The organism is Marinococcus sp. LNHM4E3-1, assembly GCF_056034405.1.
Window position 1 is genome coordinate 74,212 of record NZ_JBQLID010000007.1, and the last position, 26,126, is coordinate 100,337.

Annotated in this window: 30 protein-coding genes and 1 riboswitch; of the genes, 3 read left to right on the forward strand and 27 right to left on the reverse strand. The window is 49.0% G+C overall.

From position 1 onward, the window contains the following. Positions 1 to 21: 21 nt before the first annotated feature. From ACTRXI_RS09255 to prsW, 22 genes are all read right to left on the reverse strand, one after another. The gene (locus ACTRXI_RS09255; protein ID WP_474262141.1) at positions 22 to 837 is read right to left on the reverse strand and encodes a CheR family methyltransferase; all 816 of its coding nucleotides are present in this window, start codon (positions 835 to 837) and stop codon (positions 22 to 24) included. 180 nt (positions 838 to 1,017) lie between these two features. Further along, positions 1,018 to 1,191, reverse strand: coding sequence for a YqaE/Pmp3 family membrane protein (locus ACTRXI_RS09260; RefSeq protein ID WP_462866522.1), 174 nt, complete (start codon positions 1,189 to 1,191; stop codon positions 1,018 to 1,020). Between the two features lie 69 nt (positions 1,192 to 1,260). Further along, positions 1,261 to 1,710: a nucleoside-diphosphate kinase gene (ndk, locus tag ACTRXI_RS09265; RefSeq protein WP_474262142.1), complete on the reverse strand. Its 450-nt coding sequence runs from the start codon at positions 1,708 to 1,710 to the stop codon at positions 1,261 to 1,263. Positions 1,711 to 1,795: 85 nt separating this feature from the next. After that, positions 1,796 to 2,767, reverse strand: coding sequence for a heptaprenyl diphosphate synthase component II (hepT, locus tag ACTRXI_RS09270; RefSeq protein ID WP_474262143.1), 972 nt, complete (start codon positions 2,765 to 2,767; stop codon positions 1,796 to 1,798). Between the two features lie 11 nt (positions 2,768 to 2,778). Further along, complete coding sequence (locus ACTRXI_RS09275) at positions 2,779 to 3,639, reverse strand: menaquinone biosynthesis protein (protein WP_474262144.1); 861 nt, start codon at positions 3,637 to 3,639, stop codon at positions 2,779 to 2,781. Between the two features lie 50 nt (positions 3,640 to 3,689). After that, on the reverse strand, positions 3,690 to 4,550 hold the full coding sequence (locus ACTRXI_RS09280; RefSeq protein WP_474262145.1) for a UbiA-like polyprenyltransferase: 861 nt from the start codon (positions 4,548 to 4,550) through the stop codon (positions 3,690 to 3,692). A gap of 30 nt (positions 4,551 to 4,580) precedes the next feature. Then, positions 4,581 to 5,285, reverse strand: a complete 705-nt coding sequence (locus ACTRXI_RS09285; RefSeq protein WP_474262147.1) for a demethylmenaquinone methyltransferase — start codon at positions 5,283 to 5,285, stop codon at positions 4,581 to 4,583. A 15-nt stretch (positions 5,286 to 5,300) separates the two neighbouring features. Beyond that, a complete protein-coding gene (locus ACTRXI_RS09290) occupies positions 5,301 to 6,059 on the reverse strand; it encodes a heptaprenyl diphosphate synthase component 1 (RefSeq protein WP_474262149.1) in 759 nt (252 codons plus the stop codon). 98 nt (positions 6,060 to 6,157) lie between these two features. Continuing rightward, entirely contained in the window at positions 6,158 to 6,385 is a 228-nt protein-coding gene (gene mtrB, locus ACTRXI_RS09295) for a trp RNA-binding attenuation protein MtrB (protein ID WP_091611224.1), read from the reverse strand. A gap of 81 nt (positions 6,386 to 6,466) precedes the next feature. Beyond that, positions 6,467 to 7,033 (reverse strand): GTP cyclohydrolase I FolE, encoded by a 567-nt coding sequence (gene folE / locus ACTRXI_RS09300; RefSeq protein ID WP_322525149.1) that lies wholly within the window; start codon positions 7,031 to 7,033, stop codon positions 6,467 to 6,469. A 114-nt stretch (positions 7,034 to 7,147) separates the two neighbouring features. Next, positions 7,148 to 8,185 carry an NAD(P)H-dependent glycerol-3-phosphate dehydrogenase gene (locus ACTRXI_RS09305; RefSeq protein WP_474262150.1) on the reverse strand — a complete coding sequence of 346 codons (1,038 nt, stop codon included), beginning with the start codon at positions 8,183 to 8,185 and terminating at the stop codon, positions 7,148 to 7,150. Between the two features lie 14 nt (positions 8,186 to 8,199). Continuing rightward, positions 8,200 to 8,856, reverse strand: coding sequence for a glycerol-3-phosphate 1-O-acyltransferase PlsY (gene plsY, locus ACTRXI_RS09310; RefSeq protein ID WP_474262151.1), 657 nt, complete (start codon positions 8,854 to 8,856; stop codon positions 8,200 to 8,202). A gap of 33 nt (positions 8,857 to 8,889) precedes the next feature. After that, entirely contained in the window at positions 8,890 to 10,203 is a 1,314-nt protein-coding gene (gene der, locus ACTRXI_RS09315) for a ribosome biogenesis GTPase Der (protein WP_474262279.1), read from the reverse strand. Positions 10,204 to 10,347: 144 nt separating this feature from the next. Further along, a complete protein-coding gene (gene fni / locus ACTRXI_RS09320) occupies positions 10,348 to 11,403 on the reverse strand; it encodes a type 2 isopentenyl-diphosphate Delta-isomerase (RefSeq protein ID WP_474262152.1) in 1,056 nt (351 codons plus the stop codon). Between the two features lie 12 nt (positions 11,404 to 11,415). Then, positions 11,416 to 12,570: a 30S ribosomal protein S1 gene (rpsA, locus tag ACTRXI_RS09325; protein ID WP_091611240.1), complete on the reverse strand. Its 1,155-nt coding sequence runs from the start codon at positions 12,568 to 12,570 to the stop codon at positions 11,416 to 11,418. 63 nt (positions 12,571 to 12,633) lie between these two features. After that, on the reverse strand, positions 12,634 to 13,239 hold the full coding sequence (locus tag ACTRXI_RS09330) for a lysophospholipid acyltransferase family protein (RefSeq protein WP_322525154.1): 606 nt from the start codon (positions 13,237 to 13,239) through the stop codon (positions 12,634 to 12,636). After that, positions 13,229 to 13,915, reverse strand: coding sequence for a (d)CMP kinase (gene cmk / locus ACTRXI_RS09335; RefSeq protein WP_462866543.1), 687 nt, complete (start codon positions 13,913 to 13,915; stop codon positions 13,229 to 13,231). The genes ACTRXI_RS09330 and cmk overlap by 11 nt, the downstream gene beginning before the upstream one ends. A 159-nt stretch (positions 13,916 to 14,074) precedes the next feature. Further along, the gene (locus ACTRXI_RS09340) at positions 14,075 to 14,749 is read right to left on the reverse strand and encodes a flagellar brake protein (RefSeq protein ID WP_474262153.1); all 675 of its coding nucleotides are present in this window, start codon (positions 14,747 to 14,749) and stop codon (positions 14,075 to 14,077) included. 47 nt (positions 14,750 to 14,796) lie between these two features. Beyond that, complete coding sequence (locus ACTRXI_RS09345) at positions 14,797 to 16,638, reverse strand: bifunctional homocysteine S-methyltransferase/methylenetetrahydrofolate reductase (protein ID WP_474262154.1); 1,842 nt, start codon at positions 16,636 to 16,638, stop codon at positions 14,797 to 14,799. A 32-nt stretch (positions 16,639 to 16,670) separates the two neighbouring features. Then, positions 16,671 to 17,774: a methionine biosynthesis PLP-dependent protein gene (locus tag ACTRXI_RS09350; protein WP_474262155.1), complete on the reverse strand. Its 1,104-nt coding sequence runs from the start codon at positions 17,772 to 17,774 to the stop codon at positions 16,671 to 16,673. Positions 17,775 to 17,866: 92 nt separating this feature from the next. Further along, a riboswitch (SAM riboswitch) is annotated at positions 17,867 to 17,973 on the reverse strand. A 58-nt stretch (positions 17,974 to 18,031) separates the two neighbouring features. Continuing rightward, entirely contained in the window at positions 18,032 to 18,196 is a 165-nt protein-coding gene (locus tag ACTRXI_RS09355; RefSeq protein ID WP_176967630.1) for a hypothetical protein, read from the reverse strand. A gap of 23 nt (positions 18,197 to 18,219) precedes the next feature. After that, positions 18,220 to 18,867, reverse strand: a complete 648-nt coding sequence (gene prsW, locus ACTRXI_RS09360) for a glutamic-type intramembrane protease PrsW (protein WP_474262156.1) — start codon at positions 18,865 to 18,867, stop codon at positions 18,220 to 18,222. A gap of 103 nt (positions 18,868 to 18,970) precedes the next feature. On the opposite strand from prsW, the gene ACTRXI_RS09365 reads away from it, so the two are divergent. Further along, positions 18,971 to 19,945 (forward strand): asparaginase, encoded by a 975-nt coding sequence (locus ACTRXI_RS09365; protein ID WP_474262157.1) that lies wholly within the window; start codon positions 18,971 to 18,973, stop codon positions 19,943 to 19,945. A gap of 33 nt (positions 19,946 to 19,978) precedes the next feature. On the opposite strand, the gene ACTRXI_RS09370 is transcribed toward ACTRXI_RS09365, so the two are convergent. The 5 genes from ACTRXI_RS09370 to ACTRXI_RS09390 all read right to left on the reverse strand — a co-directional run bounded on the left by ACTRXI_RS09370 (position 19,979) and on the right by ACTRXI_RS09390 (position 24,863). Beyond that, positions 19,979 to 20,965, reverse strand: a complete 987-nt coding sequence (locus tag ACTRXI_RS09370) for a YpdA family putative bacillithiol disulfide reductase (RefSeq protein WP_474262158.1) — start codon at positions 20,963 to 20,965, stop codon at positions 19,979 to 19,981. Positions 20,966 to 20,977: 12 nt separating this feature from the next. After that, a complete protein-coding gene (locus ACTRXI_RS09375) occupies positions 20,978 to 21,742 on the reverse strand; it encodes a metallophosphoesterase (protein WP_474262159.1) in 765 nt (254 codons plus the stop codon). Positions 21,743 to 22,059: 317 nt separating this feature from the next. Continuing rightward, positions 22,060 to 22,350 carry a hypothetical protein gene (locus ACTRXI_RS09380; protein ID WP_474262160.1) on the reverse strand — a complete coding sequence of 97 codons (291 nt, stop codon included), beginning with the start codon at positions 22,348 to 22,350 and terminating at the stop codon, positions 22,060 to 22,062. Continuing rightward, positions 22,343 to 23,836, reverse strand: coding sequence for a RecQ family ATP-dependent DNA helicase (locus ACTRXI_RS09385; RefSeq protein ID WP_474262161.1), 1,494 nt, complete (start codon positions 23,834 to 23,836; stop codon positions 22,343 to 22,345). The genes ACTRXI_RS09380 and ACTRXI_RS09385 overlap by 8 nt, the downstream gene beginning before the upstream one ends. Continuing rightward, positions 23,808 to 24,863, reverse strand: coding sequence for a YpbB family protein (locus ACTRXI_RS09390; RefSeq protein WP_474262162.1), 1,056 nt, complete (start codon positions 24,861 to 24,863; stop codon positions 23,808 to 23,810). The genes ACTRXI_RS09385 and ACTRXI_RS09390 overlap by 29 nt, the downstream gene beginning before the upstream one ends. Positions 24,864 to 25,035: 172 nt before the next feature. On the opposite strand from ACTRXI_RS09390, the gene ACTRXI_RS09395 reads away from it, so the two are divergent. Next, positions 25,036 to 25,284 carry a ferredoxin gene (locus ACTRXI_RS09395; RefSeq protein ID WP_022792296.1) on the forward strand — a complete coding sequence of 83 codons (249 nt, stop codon included), beginning with the start codon at positions 25,036 to 25,038 and terminating at the stop codon, positions 25,282 to 25,284. Between the two features lie 122 nt (positions 25,285 to 25,406). Beyond that, positions 25,407 to 25,898 carry an inorganic diphosphatase gene (locus ACTRXI_RS09400; protein WP_022792297.1) on the forward strand — a complete coding sequence of 164 codons (492 nt, stop codon included), beginning with the start codon at positions 25,407 to 25,409 and terminating at the stop codon, positions 25,896 to 25,898. Positions 25,899 to 26,126 lie beyond the last annotated feature (228 nt).

Here is a 26,126-nt window from a genome sequence, read left to right on the forward strand (position 1 = left end):
GCTTTCATCTTCCTGAAAAGCTTAGCTTTTTCGGTAAAAAAAAGTTCCGGCCGGCTCGAACTTATACTTTTCCGGATGAAACATCTGCTCCGTGCTTCCGACAAACAGTACGCCCCCCGGGCGCAGCGCACTGTAAAACTGCTGGTAAATATAATCCTTAGCTTCTTCTGTAAAATAGATCATCACATTTCTGCAAATGATAATATCTACATCCCCCACCGGTTTGTCCGCAAGCAGATTCTGCTTTTTAAAGCGAATATCCCGGGCAGCCGCTTTTGTATCAAACTGGTAGGCCGGCGGACTCGCTTCAAAATATTTCTGCAGATACGCCGGTGGCACGTTTTCTACGGCCCGGCTCGAATAGATACCCATTTGCGCCTTTTCAAGAATACTGGTGTCAATATCTGTCGCCGTAACGGAAAAGGAAACCCCCGGAAATGCTTCTTTCATCATCATCCAGAGCGAGTATGGTTCTTCACCTGTAGAACACGCTGCAGACCATATGTGCAGATTGCTGCGTTTGTTAAGTATTTCGGGAAGAACCGATGTCTGCAGCACCTCCCACCGGGAAGGATTACGAAAAAACTCGGAAACATTGATAGTCATCCGCTCAAGTATTTCCTTCAAAAGCGCTTCGTCTTTTTGAAGCCCCCGGTCAAATAAATCTGTAAACGAATGAAAACCTTTTTTCTGTAAAAAGGATAGCAGCCGCCGCTTCATCTGCGCCTCTTTGTATAAGTGCAGATCCAGGCCGGTCAGACCCTTCATCTTTTGCACGAATAGACCGTAATCATCATTCATTGGATTTTCCACTGCTGTATGTTGTCTGCTTGTCATAGTATCCCCACTTTGCTGAGTATTATTATATCACGGCGGCCCTGTTTCTTCAGGTTCCGCCCAAAGATCTTTTTCATTATATCGACCAGCAGAAAGGGAATTTTCACTTGATCAACAGGTGGAAGGCGTATCCTGACTAATTATAAAAAAAGCGGCCCCCCTGAAGGGACACGCTTTAGATTAATATCTTTTCGCCCGTTTTTCCGCTTTGGCATCCGCCACAACGAAGCAGGCGTGAATGGATGCCGGCACCCAGAAAAGCAGGAGCAGCAGAAAATTGATAAATGCCTGAAACGGCCGGCCGACGAGCAGAACCGCTACCGGCGGCAAAAGTATTGCAAGTAAATACATCATTAGTTATCACCCTTATCTTGAATTGTCTATAAGAGTGTATTCCCAAAAGCGTACCAGCTTAATCTTATTTTACAGCCAGGCATCAATGGAACGTTCATAGTCGAGCACTTCTTCCGGTTCAAAAAACAAACCAATCTCCCGATCTGCGCTCTCGAGGGAATCTGAGCCGTGGATAACGTTTTTCTCCTTAACATGGCCATAATCGCCGCGGATCGTTCCTGCCGGTGCTTCTTTTGGATCAGTTTTCCCAATCAGCAGCCGGGAAATATGTATGGCGTCCTGGCCTTCGAGCACTAAGGCAAACACTGGGCCCGACGTAATAAAACCGACCAGATCATTGAAAAAAGGTTTTTCTTTATGTTCTTCGTAATGCGTTTGGGCCAATTCAGGTGAAATGTGCATAAATTTACTGGCGGCGATTTTCAGTCCTTTTTCTTCAAAACGCTGAACAATTCTGCCAACCAGTCCGCGCTGGACTCCGTCCGGCTTTACCATTACAAACGTGCGTTCACTCGTCATATTTCTTCCCCCATCCATTACTATTTACCAAAATTAGTATAGCAAAAGTTGAAAGCGTTAGCAATTACCGCCTGGACGGGGAGAATCAATATTTTCTGCCGCCAATATATGCAGCAATGTCCTTTAAAGAATCCTTTGCCTCTATGTCCGGCAAAGTGGCAATAGCTTCGTAGGCTTTCTCGAGATACCGCTCACTCATTGTTTTTGCATATTCGATGCCTCCGGAACTGTTGATTTCCGAAAGAATGCGGGTGACCTGCTCTTCGTCGACGGTTTCTTCCTGAATGGCTGTACTAATGTTTTCCTGCAGCTGCGGGTTCTGATGCATAGCATACAACGCAGGCAGCGTTACATTTCCCTGTCTCAGGTCACCACCGGCAGGCTTTCCAAGCTCTTTTTCGCTTCCGGTAAAGTCGAGAATATCATCGATAATCTGATAGGACATACCAAGGTGATAGCCGTACCGGTAAAGCTGGCGCTGCGTCTTTTTTGATGCTCCGGCGCTTGCAGCACCGAGTTCACAGCCGGCCGCAATCAAAACTGCGGTCTTTCTCCGGATTCTGCGCAGGTACGTCCGCAGCGGCTGCTCCCAGTTGTACTGGTCCCGGATCTGCTCGATCTCGCCGACGCATATTTCGATCAGCGTCTTTGAGATAATTCGGTTGATAACAGGATCCCGGTAGTAGGCTGCACGCTCAACAGCACTTCCAAAGATATAATCACCGGTATACATCGCTACTTTGTTATCCCATGCCGCCTTAACTGTAGACTCACCCCGGCGCAGCTCGGCATCATCTATCACATCGTCATGGACGAGGGAAGCCATGTGTATCAGTTCAAGCGAAGCGGCAGCATGTTTGATATGTTCAATATCATAATTTCCAAATTTCGCACTGAGCAGCACTAAAACCGGCCGGATTCGTTTGCCTCCAGCTTTTAATAAGTGATTTGACGCTTCAGTCAGGACGGCGTGTTTCGAATCCACCGCTTCTTCCAGCGTTTTTTCGATCACTTTAATATCCGGTTTTAAATCTCTGTACAGATCCATCAGCTTCATCTTATTCACCTTCAAAATAAATAATGCACCTCGTCTCCCGGCTGCAAAATATCTAAACTTTCAACTGCTTCATTTAAATATCCATACTTATAAGCGAGATGGTAATAATAAAGCAGGCCTTCCTGCTCCCTGGCCCCAAGCGTGAAATGAAGTCCCCGGAAGTATTCCTGCCAATACGTCCTGCTGCCTCCGAGCCGATGGCTGTAATCACTGGCCATTCCGGCAAAATCGTCCTGCTGCGCTGTGCGACGGCTTTGTAAAAAATCCTGATAGAGCGTGGACCATATGCTTCCGGCCTGATGGAACGACTCATTTTGAACGGCAAATACAGCGTAAACCATCGGCAGACCGGTATGAGCATACCACAACTCACCGAGATCGTAACGGAACCAGTCACTTTCCTCCCAGGAAGCCTTGATCGCATCATCGCCAATTAACAGGTAAGCGTCATTCTCCTCTTTCATTTTCACCGGATCCGGTGCCTGCGTTTGATAATCCGCCTCTGTCACCTGATAGAATTCCTGCAGAATGATCTTCAGCAGATGCACGCTTGTCGCACTCGTCGATGTCAAAGCAATCCGCTTGCCCGTAAGCTCATCAAGAGGATAACGGGAGTAGAACAAAATGGAACGTACTTTGCCGGCAGAAGCTACACAAAGAGAAGGCAGAAGCGAAAGAGCACGCGTACTGGACCCAAAAGCAAACGAAGATACAGCGCTTCCGCTCAGCTTTTGTTCTTCGAGCTTTCGGTTCAGTGAAGCGGGTACGTCCTGTTCGAACCGCACCCCTTCCTGCTCTAGCTTTTGCCGGTCAAGATAATAAAAAAACGGTTTTGCATTCGTATAAGCGATTTCTCCCATTGTTATGGACATAACCATCTCTCCAAATCGTATACATCTTCCTTACGCAGGTGTACATATTTTTACATTAAAATATCTCCAAGGGTAAATACTAATATCACAATACTGATAATCCCATTCATAGGAAAAAAGGCGACCCCGACCTTCGACAAATCGTAAGGCTTCACCAGCGAATGTTCGTAGATCATGATTGCAGCGGCCGCGGCAACTCCCACAAGGTAAAACCAGCTGAGCGGCGAAAGCAGATACAGTGCCAGAAGGGAAATCAGACTGACGAGATGAAAACCCCGGGAGATGTAAAGAGCTTTTGCAATTCCGAACCGGGCCGGAATGGAATTCAGCCCGACACGCTTATCATACTCCGCATCCTGAGTCGCATAAATAATATCAAATCCGCCAATCCACATCGCCACCGCGGTAAACAGCAAAAATGCCTCCGGCTGAAGCGTGCCGGTCACTCCTACCCATCCGCCGAGCGGAGCGATCCCAATGGTTACTCCTAAAAACACATGGCAGAGCCAGGTGAAGCGCTTCGTGTAGGAATACAGCGTCATAAAAAATACAGGAATTGGCAGAAGATAGACTGCCAGCATATTTAACTGAAACGCAGCGACAAATAAAATAAAAAAAGATCCAAGCACAAACAAAATGGCTTGACCTCGTGAAACCTCCCCTGCAGGAATGGCTCGTGTTTCCGTTCGCGGATTGCGGGCATCTATTTCTGCATCGATCAGGCGGTTCAATGTCATTGCAGCGCTGCGGGCACCAAACATTGCCAGTGTAATCCAGATCCAGTCAGCAATGGAGGGCCAGGAGCCGTTGATCATCAGGCCGCCGAGCGCCGCTCCCAAAAACGCAAACGGGAGGGCGAATACGGTATGCTCGAATTTTATCATTTCTAAAATAGTTTTAATTTTACTCATTGGTTCAACTTCCTTATCACTGTCATCTTATCATTTTTTGCGGGCGATATGGGCGCAGACTGTGCCGGCAGAAAAAGGAGACATCTGCACCTGGCTGAACCCTGCTTCCATGAACATAACCCCAAGCGTTTCTTTCGACGGAAAGGCCATCGTCGATTCCTGGAGCCAGCGGTATTCGTCGTACCGGTTAATCAATACTTTTCCTATCACCGGCATAACTGATTGAAAATAAAAGGAATAAAATTTTTCCACGACGCTGTTTTCCGGCCAGGACGTTTCCAGGCACACAGCGGTACCGCCAGGCTTCAGCACCCGCTGCATTTCCTTAAGCACCCGCAGATAATCGGATACGTTCCGGAGGCCGAAGCCTATCGTTACGTAATCAAACGAGTTATCGGGAAACGGCAGGCTGTTTACATTGCCATGTATTAAATCAATGTTTCCGAGCTGTTCCCGGTGCACTTTCTCCCGGCCGACTTCAAGCATTTTTTCACTGAAGTCGATGCCGGTGGCGCTGCCGCCTTTTCCTACTGCTTTACCAAGCTGAATCGTCCAGTCTGCCGTGCCGCAGCATAAATCGAGCGCTTTTGAGCCGCGGCGGACGCTCATCTGCTTCATGGTTTTTTTCCGCCAGCGCTTATGCAGCCGGAAGCTGATCACGCTGTTCATATGGTCGTAGTTGCCTGAAATAGACTGGAATACCTGATACACTTTATTTTCTTTTTGGGTAGCCATCATTGAAACCCCTTTTTACTCAATACCTACAGCTATCCATTCATCCATTAACGATTGCAGCGTATCAGAGAGCTGTTCGTCTTTTTCAACCTGCTGATGAAAAAAGCTGTGTTCTTGATCGATTAATTGTTTTAATATTTGCTGTGCGCTCTGCGATTGGCCTTCCCAGTACTGCACCTGGGCGGCACAGGCCGAAAATTCTTCGGTACGGCCAAACCATTCCCATTCATGAAGCAGCCTTTTCAAGGCAAAAATAGACGAGGAAGCCACTGCAAGATACGGGCGTCCGTAAAAATGGATAACCGCTTCCACAATGCCCGCTTCACACGTTCTAAGTGTTTGAAGCATATCAGTATGGTTCCGGCACTCACCAAAATGCAGCTTCATTTTCGCTTCATTCATGCTTCGGATTGCCGATGTAAAAACAAGAAGGATTTCCTGATGAAAGGCAGTACTGAGCAAACGGTAGTAAAGACTGCTCATCAAATCCCCGTTCAGAATCATCAGCTGTCTTATTTTTTTGTCATCGCCGTCGTTATGCAGCTGAATCTGTTCATGAGCTTTAAACGCCGATTGAACGAGCAGTACAGCTGCAATTTGTTCCACCATCCGTTCCCGGGGCACTTTTGCTTCGCTTAATGCCTCAAGCAGAAGGTGGATCGTTTCTTCGTGCGCTTCCGGCAGCCCGATTTTCTCCTCAATATACGAGTGCTGGGTCAGGCGCTGAAACTCTTTTTTTATTTCCTCTGCACATGGTGTCCAGTAGTTGTTCATGCCGCTTCCCCCAACCCCTTAAATGCTGGTGATTTCATTTCTTGCGTTCTATGCTACCCAATTATAGCACACCCTCTTTGCTTCCAAGAAAGATTAAGTTAATCTTCCCCGCTGCCTGCCTTCATTTCGCCGTAGCTCGTTTGTATAACCGCGTTGCCGCGCACCTTGATCGCAGAAGTATGTTCGGTAAACTGGGCGATGAGCACTTCTCCGCCATCTAATTTCTCCAAGTGATGAAAACGGGTGTCCTTGCCGCGGGTCAAGCCCATGACGTTGACACCGTCTTCTTCTGCACGGATGACGATAAAATCATCTCCATTCTGCATTTAAGACCCTCCCTGTTTTCGTTTTGTTCTCATGGTAAAGCGCCCGCTCTCTGCAGGCGCCTCGTTTTTATCTGCTCGAGATCAGTGCTTAATAAGCGACAGAACCTCGCTCCTTGCCGCCTGATCTCCTTCGAATGTTCCTCTCACTGCGGAAGTTACCGTCATAGATCCCGGTTTCTTCACGCCGCGCATGGTCATACACATATGTTCTGCTTCAAGCACGACCATCACCCCGTGAGGTTCAAGCGTCGAAACAATTTCGTTTGCGATAGTATAGGTGATACGTTCCTGAAGCTGCGGACGTTTCGCAATCGTTTCTACGGTCCGGGCCAGCTTACTGAGGCCTGTCACCATGCCGCCTTTCGGGATGTAGGCTACGTGAGCCTTACCGAAAAAAGGAACTAAATGATGCTCGCACATCGAAAAAAACGGTATGTCTTTTACCAGCACCAGTTCCTCGTGATCTTCCCCAAATACGGTTTTTAAATGCTCGTCTGCTGATTCATGCAGCCCGGCAAAAACCTCCTGGTATAAACGGGCTACTCTATCCGGTGTGTCAAGCAGGCCTTCACGGCCGGCATCTTCACCAACGCCTTCAAGAATCAGCCTGACACCTTCTTTTATTTTTTCGTGATCGAAATTAGCCACCGTAAGTCCTCCAATCAACTTCTGCTGCCTTCTGCCGCTGCTGTTTGTCTTGAAAAATTTTAGCACAAGCCCTTTTAGAAAGCAAAAGGGGCGCCTTTAAACGTAACCGGCGCATTAATTATTATCATCAAGCAGCATGATGGAGTGCTCCTTCTCATTTTTCTTCCCACGCTCCATCAGGGATTTCGCCATTTTTTCCGGCGGCACGTGTTCAAACAGTACTTTGTACAATCCTTCTGTAATCGGCATCTCCACTCCAAGCGAACGGGACCAGTGGTAGACAGCTTCAGTAGTGCGCACGCCTTCCACAACCATCCCCATCTGCTCCAGAACGTCTTCGAGGCTTTTACCTGAGCCGATTTGATTTCCAGCCCGCCAGTTCCGGCTGTGTTCACTTGTACATGTAACGATCAAATCCCCAAGACCCGAAAGCCCGGTAAAAGTGAGCGGAGATGCACCCAGATGGGTCCCGAGCCGGGTGATTTCCGCCAGCCCTCTTGTCATTAAGGCAGCTTTTGCGTTATCACCGTATCCAAGTCCTGACGTAAGACCGATGCCGAGGGCAATAATGTTTTTCAGTGCCCCCCCAAGCTCGACACCGAGAAAATCATCGTTGGTGTATACACGGAAAGCCTGATTCATAAACAGCTCCTGGACACGGGTCTGTACGTACTCAGACGTGCCGGACACTGCGACAGTGGTCGGCTGCTGCTCTGCCACTTCTTCTGCGTGGCTTGGCCCTGAAAGTACTGCCATTCCCTGAAAAGAAAGACCGGCCCACTCTTCTTCGAGAATTTGCGATACCCTTAAAAACGATTCAGGCTCAATACCTTTAGCCGCGTGTACAACTATAGTGTCCTTCTGAAGATACGGCATTAAATCCCGGGCGATTTTTCTGACGGCTCCGCTCGGGACCGCAAGAACAATAAAGGAAGCCTCTGCTGCTGCTTCCTTTATGTCCGTTGTAGCCACTATATTTTCCGGCAGTACAATCCCTTTTAAATAGCCTTCGTTTTTGTGTGTGGTGTTAATTTCTTCAGCCAGCGCTTCTCTGCGGCACCAAAGACGCACCCCATGCTGATTTTTTCCTAACACAGAAGCCAGGGCCGTTCCCCAGCTCCCTGCTCCGATAACAGCTGCCTGTTTTTTCATGCTTTTAACTCCTTTTATCCTTCACTGCTCTTTTTATACAATGAGCTTTCATTGCCACGCAGCAGGCGGACGATATTTGTACGGTGCTTCCATATCGAAAGAAGGCCGAGGAAAACGGTTAAATACAAATAGGTCTCTGGATGTCCGTTGGTGGACTGGGTATAGAAAACCGCAACCGGGGTCAAAACAGCAAACAATAGAGAACCAAGAGACACGTAACCGGTAACTGCAATAGCTGCAATCGCTATGATTCCGACATAGATTGCCGGAAAAAAGACGAGTACGCTGATAACTCCGATGGCCGTGGCCACGCCTTTACCGCCGCGGAAGCCGAAATAGACCGGCCAGTTATGCCCAAGCACAGCGGCAAGACCGCCAAGAGCGGGAGCCAGGCCCTCCATCTGGCTTAACGACAAAAATCCTGGCAGCAGGCCCGAGGCTGCCCATTGAAAAAAGAAGCCGAGCCAGACGGCCACCATTCCCTTCAGCACGTCCAAAAGCAGCACCACCACCGCCCATTTCGTGCCCAGGACCCGGCGGGTGTTGGTAGCACCGGCATTGCCGCTTCCAACAGAACGCACATCCACCTTTTTTATACGCTGTACAAATAGATAACTAAAACTAACTGAGCCGATTAGATAGCCAATCACAACTGCAAGAATTACTCCCATTGCACTCTCCCCTTACCAAACCATTTCCGTCTGCTATTCGTTTTTCTTTCTGGCCACGATTCGAAGCGGTGTGCCTTCAAACGAGAAAGCTTCGCGGCATTTGTTTTCCAAATACCTGCGATATGAAAAATGCAGCAGCTCCGGGTCATTTACAAACAACACAATAACCGGAGGGCCTGAGGCGACCTGTGTTGCAAAATTAATACGCAGGCGTTTGTTACTGTGAGTTGGGGTCGGGTTCATAATCACCGCATCCATAATAACTTCATTTAGCACGTTGGTAGGCACCCGTACGTGATGATTTTCAGCCACCTGACGCACTACCGGAAGCAGGTTCTGCATTCTCCGCTTCGTTTTGGCAGACAGGAAAACGATCGGTGCATAGTCCAGGAACTGGAACTCCTCCCGAATTTCTTCGGTGAACCGGTGCATCGTTTTGTCGTCTTTTTCCACTACATCCCATTTGTTAACTACAATAACGATAGCCCGGCCGGAGTCGTGCGCGTAGCCTGCTACTTTTTTGTCCTGCTCCCGGATGCCTGCTTCGCCGTCGAGAACGACAACAGCTACATCAGCCCGTTCCATGGCACGCATCGCCCGGAGAACACTGTATTTTTCTGCTTTTTCATACACTTTTCCGCGCCGGCGCATTCCTGCCGTGTCAATGATGCTGTATTTCTGGTCGTCTTTTTCGAACTCCGTGTCCACCGCATCCCTCGTTGTACCGGGAATTTCGCTCACAATTACCCGTTCTTCTCCGAGCACTGCGTTCACGAGAGAGGATTTCCCCACGTTCGGCTGGCCGATGACTGCCATATGAATCGTGTCATCGTCCTTTTCTTCTTCATCCTCCACGGGAAACCGTTCGAGTACTTCATCAAGCAGATCACCAAGGCCAAGCCCGTGGGAGCCGGAAATCGGAAATACTTCTCCGAGTCCAAGGGAGTAAAACTCATACATCTGCTCACGCATTTCATAGTTGTCTATTTTATTCACGGCCGTGATGACCGGTTTTTTGGATCGAAGCAGAATATCTGCGACTTCTTCATCTGAAGCCGTAATGCCGTCCCGCCCGTTCACGATAAAAATAATGACGTCTGCCTCATCGATAGCAAGCTTAGCCTGCTCCCGAATTTGAGTGAGCAGAGGTTCATCATTCAGTTCGATGCCTCCGGTGTCAATCACGTGAAAGAAGCGATGCAGCCATTCACCTTCCCCGTAAAGCCTGTCTCTTGTAATACCCGGCTCGTCTTCGACGATAGCCATTCGTTCTCCGATAATACGGTTAAATATTGTTGATTTGCCGACATTTGGCCTGCCGACAATGGCGACTGTAGGTTTTACCATCATTTTGATTCCTTTCTGTCTCTAAATCTATCTTCATTATCATAACATGAAACAGATCCGTTCCTCTCCCCCAAATTTGTATCCAGCGGGTAAAACAAGGAAAAAACCAGGCACGAAAAATGCGCCTGGTTGCTTTCACTTAATTTATATCGAACGCCGGCTGTATACAGAAGTGTCAATGCCGCGCTCTTTCAGCCAGTGGGCCGTTTCTCCGCGCAGAACAATGGGAGCCTTTTGCAGTTCATGAATGTTTTGAGCCCCGACCGCTGTCATTACTGTTTTCAGTTCCTCCTGTATCTGCCGGAGAAAAGAAGCGGCGCCCTCTGCTCCGCTTTCTTTCGCTTCCCGCAGGACGGCGCCTGCCATTCCGCTTGCACTGCCTCCAAGTGCAATAATCCTTGCGACGTCCAGGCCGTGCCTTACACCTCCTGAGCCAATCACGCTGCCAGGGTGCCAGGCGTGTACGGTTTCGGCGATGGCCGCCGCTGTAGGGATACCCCATTGATCGAAAAAAGCAAACGGACGATCCCGTCTTTTGTTTTCAATCATGGAAAAATTCGTCCCTCCGCTGCCCCCCGCGTCAATAATGGCTACTCCGGAGCTGCGCAGCTTGGCTGCCGTTTCAAAAGAAATGCCAAACCCTACTTCTTTTACAATTACCGGAACAGAAAGCTCATTCGCAATACGTTCAATCCGGTCCAGGGCTCCCTGGAAATCCCTGTCCCCTTCAGGCATAACAAGCTCCTGAATGACGTTCAAATGAATCTGAAGAGCATCAGCCTGAATCATTTCAACCGCCTGGACAGCCTGCTCCACGCTTACTTCACTTCCCGTATTGGCAAAAATAACACCATCAGGATTTTTTTCCCGTACGATTTTGTATGTATAGGATTCCTGCTCATTTTTGATGGCCGATGTTTGGGATCCGACTGCCATAGCAACGCCAGTTGCTGCTGCAGCTTCTGCCAGTGACGCGTTAACAGCGGCTGTTTCACTGCCGCCTCCACCCGTCATTGCATTAATAAGAATCGGCGAACTTAACGAAAGTCCGCCGATTTCTACTGATGCATCTGTATAAAGAGAAGCTGAGTCAGGCAGACTTTGATGGACAAATTGAATGTCATCTAAACTGCTTTCGGCTGAAAAACCTGTGGATAAAGCATATTCAATGTGATCCTGTTTCCGCCTAGCCCGCGACACAAGCAAATCTCCTTACTTTTTATATTTTTTCAACTGATCGCCGACCATATCTCCAAGAGAGAAGCCAGCGTGATCTTCTTCCGGTGCTTCGTATTCGCTTTGAACTTTCGAATCACTGGTTTCAGGATTTTCAAGTTCTCTGATGCTTAAGGAAATACGATGCTCGGCAGGATTAATATCAAGTACTTTTGCTGTAACTGCCTGCCCTTCTTCAAGCACCTCTCCCGGCGTTCCGATGTGACGGTTCGCGATTTGGGAAATGTGGACAAGACCTTCCACTCCAGGAGCCACTTCAACGAATGCGCCGAAGCTGACCAGTCGTTTTACCTGACCATCAATAACATCTCCGGCTTCGATTTGTCCTTCAATAGTTGTCCATGGTCCAGGAAGGGTATCTTTAATCGACAGAGAAACTCTTTCGCTGTCCGGATCAACAGCTAAGATTTTTACTTCGATCTCATCGCCTTCGTTGACGATTTCTCCTGGTGATTCTACACGGTGATGAGCCATCTGCGAAATGTGGACAAGACCGTCGACACCGCCGACATCCACAAATGCGCCAAAGTTAGTCAGGCGCTGCACTGTTCCTTTCACCGTATCTCCTACATTCAAGTTTTCAAGCACTTCTTTCTTCTTCACTTCGGCCTCCTCGTCCAGAACAGCACGCTGAGATAAAATCAGCTTGTTTTCTTCCGGATCTATTTCTGCAATTTTTAGTCTTAATGTTTTCCCTTGATAATCTGAAAAATCCTCCACGTAATATCTTTCCACGAGCGAAGCCGGGATAAAGCCACGCACGCCTAGATCGACCACAAGCCCGCCTTTGACAATTTCAGCCACCTGGGCTTCAATAACATCGCCGGATTCATACTTTTCCTGAAGCTCGCCCCAGGATTTATCAGCAAGTGCTGCCCGGCGGGAGAGAACCAGCTCATCATCTTCCATTTTTGTTACTTTGAATTCGAGCTGATCTCCTTCCTTGAGCACATCGTCTACTTTTTCTACGTGCAGGCTTGAAAGTTCGCTGATCGGAATAACCGCATCCACTTTATAACCGGCATCCGCGTACGCCTGTTTTTCCTCTACCTTTGTTACTGTGGCAGTAATGATATCTCCCACGTTAAACTCTTTCATACCTTCAAGTTCGTTGTTCATTTCATCTGCCATTGACCATTGCCTCCTTCAGTGTCCTTAAATCCTGTCTATGGGGTTTTTGGGGATTTTGAAGTGTTAACCGGACTGCAGCTGGCTGGTGCCTGTCTTTGCCTGATGATGAACGGCTTTAATTTCTTCCATGATTACTTCGGTCGCTTCTTCAGCTTTCGCTTTATTCGTCCGAAGGTCCTGCATAGGCACCGGCCGGCCTATCACTACATTCACACGCCTGAACAGACCGTAACGGCCGCTGATAGCAACCGGAACTACTGCTGCGTCTGAACGGAGAGCAAAAAAACCGGCGCCGGTTAATCCTTTTCCTATTTCCCCGCTTTTACTCCTAGTACCCTCAGGAAAAAGACATAAAACCTGTCCCTCGTTTAAAAATTGAATTCCCTGTTTTAATGACTTTCGGTCTACCACGCCTCTGCGGACGGGAAACGCTCCGACAAAATACATAATAAAACCCAGAATTTTTTTATTAAACAATTCGCTTTTAGCCATAAAGTGCACTTTTCTGCGAATATGAGTGGCAAGCAGAGGCGGATCAAAGTTGCTGATATGATTCGAACAGATCAGAACCGGCCCTTCCTTCGGCACGTTCTCTCTTCCGGTCACCCGGACACGCATAAAAATAACCGCAAGAAAGTAAGCAGAATACTTTACGATATTATACATCATGAGACTGATTCACCTTCTCTTCTGCGAGCGCTGTGATCCTGGTGATAACTTCCGGGATGGTAAGAGCAGTCGTATCAATCTCCACAGCATCCTCTGCTTTTTTTAGCGGAGAATGCTCCCTGGCTTTATCGAACTCGTCCCGGTGAATGATCGCTTCATAAATTTCATCGTAATCCGCCGGGGTGCCACGCTCCTGCACCTCCTTGTACCTTCGAAGTGCACGCTCTTCTGCTGAAGCAACCAGGAATATTTTTAATTCCGCATCCGGAAGAATGGTAGTGCCGATATCCCGGCCATCGAGCACCGCTCCCTTTTCTGCCGCAAGCCGGCGCTGCTTCAGAGCCATTTCCTCACGTACACCAAGGTGAGCCGCGGTCAGAGATACAACGCTGTCCACCTCGCTCGTACGGATAGCTTCAGACACGTCTTCCCCGTCGAGGTATACTTCGCTCACCTTCGGGTTACCGACAAGACGGATGCTGGCGGCTTTTAACAGCTCCGTCATTTTTCCACCGTCGTCCAGGGGCGTGCCTGTGCGCAGCGCCTTTAACGACAGCGCCCGGTACATTGCTCCTGTATCGATGTATGTATAATCAAGCTGCACGGCACATCCTTTCGATACAGTGCTTTTCCCAGCACCGGCCGGCCCGTCAATAGCAATATTGATTTTCCTCATCCTCCTGCACCCCGCCCATTAGATTGTTGAACATGTAGCATCTGCTCATCATTTTCAAAACTAACATATTTCGTCCCGTTTGCATATATGGCACCTGCCGAACTTTTCATTTCCCGGTACTTTACAAACAGAAAAAGACCGCTTCGGCGGTCTAACATACTAGCTTCCGATTCGTTTTTCATGTTTCGCTGCGGAGCGCTGCCGTTCAAAGCAGTATCGTATTACTGCCTGACGCTCTTTTTCGGCCAGATCCAAAAACTCCATGCTTGCCCTCTTCGGCCGGCGCTCTTCTTTTTCCAGCACTCTTCTAACCGCAGCAGTACAATGCAGGTAATGCATCGCCCCGTCCTCCATTGGAAAAGCGAGCGTGATCTGCACCTGTTCATCTTCAAGCAGCTTTGCTTTTGGCGGCACGACGATCATGCATCCACCGCCGCTCACATTTACCGTCACCGTAGTGAACGGACGGTAATGGCCGTGTACAGCTGTATTGACGCTTGTTTCCACGCGTACATAATTTCTGCGCTGCACCCGCTGCCATTCCTTTTTTGCAGGCCGTTCAATGATCAGTGCTGGTATGTGCCCTTTTTGACGGGAAAGCACTTTAGAACGAAACGAATAAACAGCACTGTCCTCCCCGACAAACCATACATGGACTGCTCTGCCTGCCTGAAAGGCAATAATTTTACCAGTCTCTTTTTCTGCAGGCATAGCAATCGTGAACGTATGTTCATCTGCATCAAGCAGCTGGGATTTATATTGGGTATCGTTGTCATGTGGTTCTTTCGTTTTTATGTTTTCATGCAGATGCCAAACGCTTCCAATCTCGTACAATAGCTAAAACCCCTTTTACTATATATATCGGATAAAAAGAAACAGTGTTAAATTTCTGTTGCACCGGCACCAGCCTGCTCCCGTACATATTTTGTCAGCTCGGCCGTGATTTCATAGCGCAGAAACGGTGTGATTAAATAAATACCGTTAAAATAGCGGAGCGTTTCATCAATCAGTTCTTTTGCGATAGCGATGCCTTCCCGTTGGGCTGCTTCGGAATCGTTCCCGCAGGCCGCCATCCGCTTCCGCGTATCCCCGGTTAACTGAATCCCCGGAACCTCATTGTGAAGAAACTCTGCATTTCCCGCGCTCACAAGAGGCATGATGCCGATAAACACGGGCGCTCCGAGTCCCCTGACCGCTTCATGGATCGTTTCAATCCGTTCAATGTCATACACCGGCTGGCTCATAAAATAATGCGCCCCTGCATTCACTTTCTTTTCCAGCCTTTTTACAGCTTTATCAATATGAAGCACATTCGGGTTAAACGCTCCCCCGATGGAGAAATTCGTCTTTTCTCCAAGGGACTTCCCGGAAAACAGCCGCCCTTCGTTCATTTCCCGTATCAGAGAGATAAGGGATACGGAGTTCGCATCATATACAGACTTCGCCCCTGGAAAATCCCCGACCTTCGAAGGATCGCCGGTAATCGCCAGCAGGTCCCGCACGCCAATTGTGTGAAGCCCCAGCAGATGGGACTGCAGGCCGATCAGATTCCGGTCCCGGCAGGCGATATGCAAAAGTGGCCTGGCAGAGGTCTGCTGCTTGAGCATAGCTCCCATAGCGAGATTGTCAATCCGCGGGGAAGCAAGGGAATTATCGGCAAGCGTAACTGCATCCGCTCCTGCGTCATGAAGCGCCTGGGATCCGCGTATAAATTTTCCTGTTTTCAGTTTTTTCGGTGGGTCAAGCTCTACGATGACCGCTTTCTCGGTTTTCACTTTTTCATGGAGGGGCACAACCGGTTCCTTATCGGCTGTCGCCTCAGCCGCCGGAGCTTTTACCTTTACCGGGCGCTTCGTCTTTTCCGGAACGTCGTGTTTAACGGCTTCCGCTATCATGCGGACATGCTCAGGCGTCGTGCCGCAGCAGCCGCCAATCAGACGGATGCCCTGTTCTTTAAAGCGGAAAGCCTGCTTATAAAAGTACTCCGGGTTGGACTGGTACACGTAACGACCGTCATACCAGTTTGGAAGACTGGCGTTAGGATAAGCCGAATAATATGCCCGTCCGGTTAATTCCGCCTGCTCAAGCGATTTCAATATATGATACGGGCCCATCCTGCAGTTGAGTCCGACCACTGAAGCGCCGGCATCCTCGATCCGGCTGAAGGCTTCAGTGATCTGCACTCCCCCATGCATGACACCGACATCACCAAGTGCCACCTGGGCAATAACAGGAATCTCTTCATCTTTACTGCGGATGTAACGGACGATCTGCAGAAGCTCGGGGAGGTCGTAAAACGTTTCGAGCAGCAGACCATCCACCGGTTCCGCCAAAAAGACATTCACCTGTTCCTGCAGCGCCTGATTTAGAAACTCATCTGAATGTTCGCTCACCTGAACGCCTTTAATCCCTCCGACTGTAGCAAATACATAAGCCGAGCCGCCGGAAGCCTTCCTAGCCAGCCGCACGCCGGCCCGGTTAATATCCTGCACTTTATCTTCAAGCCCGTAGCCTTCAAGCTTCACCCGGTTCGCCGCGTAGGTATTTGTCTGGAGAATATCCGCCCCGGCTTCTGCGTATTCCCGGTGAGCATGCTCCACAGCCTCAGGGTCCGTTAAATTCATAGCTTCAAACGAGCCCTTATAGCCTTTCTGGTAAAGATACGTGCCCATTGCCCCGTCGCCGATCAAAATCGAGAAATCGAGTTTTTCGAGTACGTTCATAGCCTTGCCCCTCTCCTGCTTGTGCTTATGAGTTACAGCGCTCTGAGCGCCTGTTCGAGATCTTCAATTAAATCGTCCTTATCCTCTATGCCGATGCTGAAGCGGAGAAGACGGTTATCAACGCCGTTTTGAACCCGTACCGCTTCCGGCATATCTGCGTGTGTCTGTGTTGCCGGATACGTAATAAAGCTTTCAACCCCGCCCAGACTTTCTGCAAACGTGATGATTTTAATGTTTCGTAAAAATGAATCTACCCACTCTTCGTTTTCAAGACGGAAGGAGAGCATTCCGCCCCGGCCCGAGTAAAGCACGTCTGTTACCTTTTCATGACCGCTGAGATACTCTGCGATGGCTTTGCCGTTTTCTGTATGCTGCTTCATGCGGAGTTTTAAGGTTTTCATCCCCCGCATCAGCAGCCAGGAATCAAACGGGCTTAAAATTGTACCCATGCCGTTTTGAAGTGCCCCAATTTTTTCAGAAAGCTCGTCCACATTGGATACAATCAGTCCGGCAATCAAGTCATTGTGTCCGCCTAAATATTTCGAGGCCGAGTGCACCACAATGTCCGCCCCTTCTTCTATCGGGCGCTGAAGCACTGGCGTATAAAACGTATTGTCCACAATAAGCCAGGCACCGTGCTTTTTCGCGAGCAGCGAAAGCTCCTTCAGATCCGCTTCCTGCATCAGCGGGTTCGTTGGCGTCTCGATAAACAGCGCTTTTGTTTTATCTGTTATCAGCTGTTCAAATGCTTCGAGATCCCTCGGGTCACCGTATGTAACCGTGACGCCCCAGTGCCGCCATCCTTCTTCGAACAGACGGTACGTGCCGCCGTAAATATCGCTTGTTGCAATCACTTCATCACCGGTTTCAAATATCGCAAACAGCGTCTGGATCGCAGCCATCCCCGAGCTGAGGGCAAACCCGTGTTTACCTCCTTCAAGCGCGGCGATACCGTTTTCAAGCAGGTCCCTCGTCGGGTTGGCCGTCCGGGAATAGTCGTATCCCGTCGATTCTCCTATACCTGTATGTTTATACGCTGTGGAAAAATAAACAGGAGGATTGATCGCTCCGGTCCGCGGGTCGGAATTATTACCCAGTTGTGCCAGGATGGTTTCTATCTGCAGTTGCTTTGACATGTCACAGCCCTCATTTCTGTAAAATTAATGCATTAAATGTACGAAAAGGCCTTCTTCCTTAGACAGAAGAAGACCTTGGCATGCAATACTTCTTCTCATCTCGCAAGCACAGCTTGCAGGAGTTAGCACCTGACCGCTTCACCTGCGGCTGGTTGCTGAGACTTCCAAGGGCCGATCCCTCCATCTCTCTTGATAAGAAACGTTATATGATTACTTTCCAAAGTACATGAAACGAATCGATATTGCAAGTAACCTTTTTATTCCGGTGCAATATCAACATGCAGCTGGTTTTCATTGCCACAGACGCAGCGGCGAAAACCTGTTTCCATTTCCCCGGCCTTGTTCTTTCTGCCGCGTAGAATGTACTTTTCCCCGCATTTTGGACAGCGGATAACAACGCGGTAACGGCGGTCTTCTGACATAGTAGCTTCGTCCTTTCGAGTTGTTATTTCGCATTGGCTTTATTTGCTTTCGACAACGCAAACCACCACAAAAATAGCATGAACGGGATAAGATAATACAGAATATTGCCTAAAGAAGCGCTTAATATATAGTCGTACAGCCCGTGGAAGATAAGCGGAATCGCAAGAGCAAGAAAAAAAGAGAAGAGGCGCCTGCCATGACGGGAGGCGCGTTTCGCTGATACCGCATAATAACCCATAATCACACCCAGGAGCGCATGCACCGTCACTGGGAGCAGGGCTCTGGTAACAGCCGTTTCTATGCCGTTTGCAATTAAGTACAGGATGTTTTCAAGCGAAGCAAAGCCAAGCGACAGGGAAAGCCCGTAAATAACACCGTCGTAAGTATTTTTAATCGGGGCAAATCGAAGCACAAACGTATACAGGAGGAAAAACTTGATGCCTTCCTCGAGCAAGGCCGCCTGGGTATACTGCGCCGCAAAAAGCGGCATGCTTACCCCTTCTGTTTCAAGCGCATGTTCGATCACAAGCACCGGGAATACAATCAGTACCCCTATGACAAACGCACGGATGACCGGCAGCCTCCGCTCCACGTCCGCCCGGCGTTTTAATGTGAAATATATCAGTAAAGCAACAGCCGGCGCCAGGGCCGCCATAATCAGTGCGATCACCTTTCGTTCTCACCCTCTCTTGTTAAACGTATCGTATCATGCTATGTTCAAATTCGTAAAAGAATAATGCCAGCCACAGCCGGGCCGACGAGGAGGAATTGAAATGAAAAAAATACTAGTTATCCACACAGGCGGCACGATCGCCATGACCCAGACAGAAGAAAGCGGCGTGGAGCCGGGGCTTCACAACCCTTTAAGCCACTGGAGCCGCATTGCCAATCAAATTGCTGAGATTGTTACGAGCGATTTCCTGCATCTCCCGTCTCCTCATATTACTCCGGAGCACATGCTCTCTTTACACGAGCATATGCTTGAAAAGCTTTCCGAGGATACATATGACGGTGTCGTTATTACGCATGGCACTGACACCCTGGAAGAAACTGCCTATGCGCTCGATCTTTTTCATGACAAAGACCTGCCGGTGGTAGTGACAGGCGCAATGCGTTCTAGCAACGAAATCAGCGCTGACGGCCCCCAGAATTTCCTGGCAGCGGTCCGTACTGCCGCAAGCGAGAAAGCCCGGAGCATCGGAGTTCTCGTCGTTTTAAACGAAGAAATCCATTCTGCAAAAAACGTGACAAAAACCCATTCGTCCAATATTGCCACATTTCAGAGTCCGCAATACGGTCCGCTCGGCTTTGTGACGAACAACGAAATATTTATCCATCACTACCCGGCAAGCCGCGAGCATTTTTCGCCGGTCCATATGAATAAGAAGGTTCTACTTTTAAAAATGGCAGCCGGCATGGATGCTGCTTTGCTTTCCCCGCTGCTTAACCAGCCGCTTGACGGTATTATTATCGAAGCATTCGGTCAGGGCAACATTCCTCCAACCATCGTTCCGCTGCTTGAGGATTCGATTGCCAAACAGGTGCCTGTGGTCCTTGTTTCCCGCTGCCACAGCGGTGTCGTCCAGGCTACCTACAGCTATGAAGGAGGCGGCTACCAGCTGAAGCAAAAGGGCGTTATTTTTACGAACGGGCTGAACGGCCAGAAGGCGCGCCTGAAGCTGCTCGCTGCCCTCGATGAAAAACGGCCGCTCGAAGCTATCCGCGACTGCTTTGAACACATTGAGTAGCATCCCCTCCACATTAAAAAAGCCACCAGTTTATTAAAACGAAGTGGCTTTTTTTCGTGCTATATTTTCCGCTATTTTCTCTCCATGAAAGCGTCCGTTTTCGATAAATATCTCGTTCGCTTCATCTCCTGCGGCTATAACTCCGGCAATATAAACGTTTTCCCGGTTTGTTTCCATCGTTTCCTCATCAAAGGACGGACGGCCTGACTGTTCATCAACAGCAATACCGAGCTGGCGGAAAAAAGCTCTCGATGGATGATAGCCGGTCATGGCGAAAACAAAATCAGCCGGCACGGAATGGGAGACGCCCCCTTGTTCATAAACAACCTGATCGGGCTCAATACGCACCACGTCTGCTTCAAATTCCATCCGGGCTGCGCCGCGCCGGACCATTGCCTGAAAATCGGGGAGGATCCACGGCTTAATGCTTTTAGAATACTCCTCTCCCCGGTAGAGAACCGCCACCTGAGCGTTCACCTGCTCAAGAGCAAGAGCAGCGTCTACAGCTGAATTTCTCCCGCCAATAATAACGATTTTCTGATTAAAATGAGGATGGGCTTCTTCAAAGTAATGCTTTACATGCGGCAGGCTTTCTCCAGGCACGCCCATATGATTTGGATTATCATAGTAGCCGGTGGCTATGATAACGTGAGGAGCTTTCCACTCCCGGGTCTCACCCTGCAGCGTTTCAGTTTGCACCAGATAACCTTCCTCCGTTTCCAGGATCGTCTGCACTTCTTCGTAATTGTAAATACGCAGTTTTTCCGCTTCCGCTACTTTGCGGTAATAAACTAAAGCCTCCTGGCGCCGGGGCTTTCGGTCTACAACCGGAAAAGGATGGCCGCCGATTTCAAGTTTATCCGCAGAGCTGAAAAACGTCTGGTGTACGGGGTACTCATAAATGCTGTGGACAATATTTTTCTTTTCGATAATAGCTGCATCAATTCCCCGGCGCTTTAATGCGATCGCTGCTGCCAGACCGCAAGGCCCGCCCCCAATAATAATTACTTGCTCATTCATATTCATACTCCTTTATTCACTGTTGGAATGACTGTTTCTCAGCACAAACAGGTGCGTTTCCGCCGGGGCACCGTGGCGCATCGGTATGCTGGTCGTGCCGTAGCCGTTGCTGATAAACAAAGCCTGGTATTTTTCATCGTACCAGCCCCCCTTTAATTTCGGCCCCCAGCCGAAAAGCCGGATTTGACCGCCATGGGTATGTCCGGTAAGCATATACACCGCCCGTTCGGAAAAAGGGCCGTACCGGTAATACGCTTCCGGATTGTGGGCAATAAGTAGGTCTGCCTCTGGCACAAGCGCCGGATTACGGTAGGATTCGTAAAAGCGTTCCTCTCCGAAGGACGCGATCGTAAAATCACTTTCCTTTAACGTGTATGCATTTTTTTCAAGAATTTCGATGTCCTCCTGATGCAGAAGCGGCCTAAGCCATCTGCGGCCCACCTGCAGATCGTGGTTTCCCCAGACAAACACGACCGGGGCATGACTGCGGAGCAGGCGGAGATTCTGTCTGATACGTTCAGCTGGCACGCCCAGCTCGGTCAGGTCACCGCCAATAATAACCAGATCAGGCTTCCGTTCGAGCTGCCGGAATAATGCAGGCGATATCCGCCGGCGGTGAATATCGGTGATGAAAAAAATGGAGGAGCCCTCCACCTCCGGCGGCAGATTTTTATATTCCAGCTCATGAGTTCTTACTTTATTCTGCCATGTTTCCTGCAGGACTCTGCCGGCATACAGCACAGAAAAAAGAAGAGGAGCCAGCAGCCATTTTTTCATGATGGAACCCCTCTTTTCCTTTATAAAATTTGAACGTTTCCGGACAATTTAAAAACGAGTATACGTATACCGTTTATCTCCGCTATACTTATGTAAGGGAAAAACTGACCGGAAAGAAGGTATTTAAACGATGGATCTTATTGTCTTTTTAGCAGGAGCCGCTTTATTTGGAGGAGGCTTTTTTTTGCTTTTATATTTTCTGTTCAGAAAAAAACCGCTCACCTGGCCGTTTGTATTAATGATTTTTGGCGTGATTGCCTGTTTTGTCGGCCTTCTTTTATCTTCACCACTGACAGAAACTTCTGCCGCGTTCATTTCTACTGAAACATACTCATGATGAACGGGGATGCCAGGGCGGTAATGACAATCAATATAAATGCGGCCAACAGCGTATGGGGAAGAGTCAGCATTGGACTCTCTTCTTCCTCCGGCTCTTCCTCTTTTCCGGAGTAGCGTGAACGCCTTAAAGCCTCCTGGTGCTCCTCTTCACCCGAAGTCTCCCCGCCTGCACTGCCACGTCGGCGGCTGAGGCGGCTCCGATCTGCATCCGGATGCTTTGCATTTTCCTCCGTACCGGCGTTTCGCTTTTCCATACGTGTTTTATTCATGCTTCGCTCTCTCCCTTCCGAAAAACAGCTCCTCCAGTCGTATTTCCCACGGGGCTGTTTCTTTTTCTTTCTCTGCTCCCTGATGCTCACGAAAAGGAAGCCTGTGCCCGCATATATCGCAGCAAGGTTCGGGACGTTTCATTAACGCTTCCCCAAAAACCTGCAGTAATAAACGTCTCCGGCAGTCTTCGTTATTTTCTAACCATTGTATCATAACCTTCAGCTTTTTCTGCTTTTCAAACGATCGCTGCTGCACCTGCTTTTCCAGCTCTTCCAGAAGCTCTGCCTCAGGCTTCCCCGGGTATTTTTCAAAATAGTAAGTAAGAAAACGGGCAGCAGTTTCTGTCCATCCCATTCTGTTTATCAGGTTATCTGTTATTTCTCCCCGGCTGCTTTGGGCTGCCGCAGCCAGTGCGGAGCCGAGTTCATTCACAGGGGGGAGCTCTGCTTCCATCAGCATCTGCGGAATAATGATGTCTTCCTCCAGGTAGAGCACCGCCGCCCATGCCTGTCTACCGTCCCTTCCAGCTCTTCCGATTTCCTGAATATACGATTCTGCATCTTTTGGAAAATGATAATGAAGAACAAATTCGACGTTAGCTTTATTCAGCCCCATACCAAAGGAATTTGTGCACACTACGACGTCCAGGTCGCCGTGTAAAAACTGCTGCTGGATCATCAGCCTGGCCTCATTTTCAAGCCCGCCGTGATAAGACTCCACCCGGTGGGAGGTTTTTTCCTGGAGCAGCGCTTTAAGCTCTTCGCATTTTTTCCGGCTCGATACGTAAACCAGTCCGGGACCGGGAGCCTTCTGAACGAGCTCGACCATCTCTCTTTTCTTTTCCCGCTCACTCGTGCACCGTTGGACAAACAGAGCAATATTTGCACGATCCACCGAATGAATGAATTCTTCCGGCGCTTTCATCTGCAGCTGTTTTTTAATGTCAAGCTGTACTTCCGGAGTCGCCGTTGCCGTGAAAGCTGCCATACAGGGACGTCCCAGTGCTTGCCGAACCGGCCCGATTTTTAAATAATCCGTCCGGAACTCGTGCCCCCACTGGGAAATACAGTGGGCCTCGTCCACTACCATCATTGACACTTTTACACTCTTCAGCCGCTCTACAATAAACGGCAGGGAGAGAGCTTCTGGAGATATATACAAAAGCTTTAACGACGAAAGCCGGCTGAGCACCCGGGATTTCTCCTCCGGGCTCATAAAGCTGTTGTAGGCGGCGGCTGCTTTAATATGTCTTGCCCGCAGCTCCTGGAGCTGATTATCCATCAAAGACAAAAGCGGGGAAACGACAATTGTCAGGCCGCTCTTCATTAAAGCGGGCAGCTGAAAGCAGATGGACTTGCCGCTTCCAGTCGGCAGAACGGCCAGGGTGTCCGTATCTGCCAGCAGCGCATCCACGATCGGCTCCTGGTACTCATGCAGAGAAGGAAAGCCAAAGTATTTATTCAGCGCTTCTGTTTTTCCGCTCACCTTTTTCCCCTCCTTTCGCCAGTGCAAGCCGGATCGCAAAATATGTCACGTCCCCGCCCAGCTGTTCTTTCAGCGCCTTCAGCTTAAACGTATCAAGAGAAGCAGCCACCCGGCGTATGGCTTCCTGCTGCTTTGGCGGAACCAGATGGTCAATGGAAAATCCTTCGACCTCGCCGGCAATTTCCACAAAATGGTCTTCAATGGTACTCTCCTTTAAACGGCGGGCACGGGCGACCTCTTCGAGTGACAGTCCCCTGTTTATAAAATCAAGCGTCTTTTCAGCTGTGACGGTAAGCTGAGGATTTCCTCCGGCATCCAGGCATTCATAAAGAACAGTGCCCGGCCGGCTCTCCGCTTTTTTTATTAAGGTGTGCACCGTGCCCTGAAACAAATACTCAATTTCGGCCTTTTCCATGCCCTGGATACGCGCTATCTGATCTGTCGTTTTACCGAGAGTTTCCGCTCCCGTCAGCTTGTATACAAATATAAATGCCTGTATCTCCTTCAGTTCATGCAAGCAGCTCTTTATTTCTTCATATAACCTGTTCATGGCAGTGTATCTTTCCGCTCCCCATGCCGACAGCTTTTGTTTTACCCACTCCTGTGCTGATACATCCTGGATAATAGGCACAAACTGTTTTTTCTGCTGATACAGGTGGGAGAGTGTCTGAATCAACAGAGCAATCCTTCTCCAAAACTGCCGTCCCGTGTCGCGGTACGCCCAACCGTCAAAGCCTGCTTCTTCCAGTATTTTCTCCCACGGTTCAATAGCAGCGGCAGCCTCTGCACCCGGGATTCCTCCGGCCTCCAGCCAGCCGCGTTGATAAAAAGAGGCGGTAATGTGTTCAAACTGCGGTTTGTCGAGCCTGGCCAGGGCCCCGAACAGGTCCTTCGATTGAAACCACTTGGCGTCTGTGATCGTCTGGGAGGACCGCTTTCCAGACAAAAGGTGATAGGCAGAAGCGTCTGTACGTTCTCCGCGGAGCCTTTTTAATGCTATCAGGATCATCGCCTCTTGAAACAGCAATACGCCTCTTCCTTTCTATTCGTTCATCAAAATGCCACAAGTTAGGCTGTGTGGGGCGTTTCATATCTGTTGAAAAGTTTATCACGAAGAAATACAATATGGAATAGACCTTACGACGCTCTTCAATCAAGCGCATAAGTTTATAGATATCCGATCACATGGAGGGACACAGATGGCGAAATACACCATTGTTGATAAAGATACATGTATCGCCTGCGGTGCCTGCGGGGCAGCAGCTCCCGATATTTTCGATTACGATGAGGAAGGTCTGGCCGAAAACATCGTCGATGATAACCAGGGTACAGAGAGCATTCCGGACGACCTTGAAGAAGATATGATCGACGCTTTTGAAGGCTGCCCGACCGATTCCATCAAAGTAGCGGAGGAACCGTTTGGCGGTGACCCGTTTAAATTCGAATAAGCACCGTGCCCTCAGGCTGCTGGGGGTTTTTTTACAGATTCTGTTCCCTGCCTTTCTTCCGTCTTTCATTCCTGCTATAATGCAGGAGATGTTTACTATACATATTGAAGGAGGAGATTGCCTTGGCAGAAAACAAAGAAGTGGAAGTGCTCATTGAAATTCCGACAGGCAGCCAGAACAAATACGAATTTGATAAAGATAAAGGTGTCTTTAAACTCGACCGCGTGCTTTTCTCTCCGATGTTTTATCCAGCAGAATACGGTTACATCGACGACACGCTGGCGCTCGACGGAGACCCGCTTGACGTACTTGTACTCGTTACCAATCCAACATTTCCAGGCTGCGTCATTGATGCCCGGGTCATTGGCTATTTAAACATGATCGATGACGGGGACGAGGATCAGAAGCTGCTCGCTGTACCAACGGAGGATCCACGTTTTGAAGGAGTAACTACGCTTGATGATGTACCGCAGCACAAGCTAGATGAAATCTCCCACTTTTTCCAGACGTACAAAGAGCTTGAAAAGAAAACGACTAAAATCGGCGGCTGGGAAAACGAAGCAGAAGCAGCTAAGCTTGTACAGGAATCCATCGACCGTTATAACAACCAGTAATTATCAAACGGGCCGGCAGCGGGATATTTTTCTGCTGCCGCCGGTTTTTTATACATGCACGAAACCGAAGAGGCTGAATACCAGTCTCTTTTCGTATGTTCAGCGGCGTCAGGTAAATTGACACCTGTACTGGAGTATGATAAAGTTCTTTCCAACTACGCGTAGACATTTGTCCTCCAGAGAAATACAAATGGGCATTTAAAGCACAAAATGTCAACGGACTTTTTG

Coding starts and splice junctions, on each gene's coding strand:
- ACTRXI_RS09290 (WP_474262149.1), bottom strand. CDS start 6,059: ATGAACAACTACTGGACACCATGTGCAGAGGAAATAAAAAAAGAGTTT.
- ACTRXI_RS09375 (WP_474262159.1), bottom strand. CDS start 21,742: ATGAAAAAATGGCTGCTGGCTCCTCTTCTTTTTTCTGTGCTGTATGCC.
- ACTRXI_RS09365 (WP_474262157.1), top strand. CDS start 18,971: ATGAAAAAAATACTAGTTATCCACACAGGCGGCACGATCGCCATGACC.
- ACTRXI_RS09370 (WP_474262158.1), bottom strand. CDS start 20,965: ATGAATGAGCAAGTAATTATTATTGGGGGCGGGCCTTGCGGTCTGGCA.
- ACTRXI_RS09305 (WP_474262150.1), bottom strand. CDS start 8,185: ATGAAAAAACAGGCAGCTGTTATCGGAGCAGGGAGCTGGGGAACGGCC.
- ACTRXI_RS09285 (WP_474262147.1), bottom strand. CDS start 5,285: ATGGCTACCCAAAAAGAAAATAAAGTGTATCAGGTATTCCAGTCTATT.
- ACTRXI_RS09350 (WP_474262155.1), bottom strand. CDS start 17,774: ATGTCAAAGCAACTGCAGATAGAAACCATCCTGGCACAACTGGGTAAT.
- ACTRXI_RS09275 (WP_474262144.1), bottom strand. CDS start 3,639: ATGTCCATAACAATGGGAGAAATCGCTTATACGAATGCAAAACCGTTT.
- rpsA (WP_091611240.1), bottom strand. CDS start 12,570: ATGGCAGATGAAATGAACAACGAACTTGAAGGTATGAAAGAGTTTAAC.
- ACTRXI_RS09355 (WP_176967630.1), bottom strand. CDS start 18,196: ATGTCAGAAGACCGCCGTTACCGCGTTGTTATCCGCTGTCCAAAATGC.
- ACTRXI_RS09380 (WP_474262160.1), bottom strand. CDS start 22,350: ATGAATAAAACACGTATGGAAAAGCGAAACGCCGGTACGGAGGAAAAT.
- der (WP_474262279.1), bottom strand. CDS start 10,203: ATGGTAAAACCTACAGTCGCCATTGTCGGCAGGCCAAATGTCGGCAAA.
- hepT (WP_474262143.1), bottom strand. CDS start 2,767: ATGAAGCTGATGGATCTGTACAGAGATTTAAAACCGGATATTAAAGTG.
- ACTRXI_RS09345 (WP_474262154.1), bottom strand. CDS start 16,638: ATGAACGTACTCGAAAAACTCGATTTCTCGATTTTGATCGGCGACGGG.
- plsY (WP_474262151.1), bottom strand. CDS start 8,856: ATGGGAGTAATTCTTGCAGTTGTGATTGGCTATCTAATCGGCTCAGTT.
- ACTRXI_RS09260 (WP_462866522.1), bottom strand. CDS start 1,191: ATGATGTATTTACTTGCAATACTTTTGCCGCCGGTAGCGGTTCTGCTC.
- ndk (WP_474262142.1), bottom strand. CDS start 1,710: ATGACGAGTGAACGCACGTTTGTAATGGTAAAGCCGGACGGAGTCCAG.
- mtrB (WP_091611224.1), bottom strand. CDS start 6,385: ATGCAGAATGGAGATGATTTTATCGTCATCCGTGCAGAAGAAGACGGT.
- ACTRXI_RS09330 (WP_322525154.1), bottom strand. CDS start 13,239: ATGATGTATAATATCGTAAAGTATTCTGCTTACTTTCTTGCGGTTATT.
- ACTRXI_RS09255 (WP_474262141.1), bottom strand. CDS start 837: ATGACAAGCAGACAACATACAGCAGTGGAAAATCCAATGAATGATGAT.
- ACTRXI_RS09280 (WP_474262145.1), bottom strand. CDS start 4,550: ATGAGTAAAATTAAAACTATTTTAGAAATGATAAAATTCGAGCATACC.
- cmk (WP_462866543.1), bottom strand. CDS start 13,915: ATGAGGAAAATCAATATTGCTATTGACGGGCCGGCCGGTGCTGGGAAA.
- ACTRXI_RS09395 (WP_022792296.1), top strand. CDS start 25,036: ATGGCGAAATACACCATTGTTGATAAAGATACATGTATCGCCTGCGGT.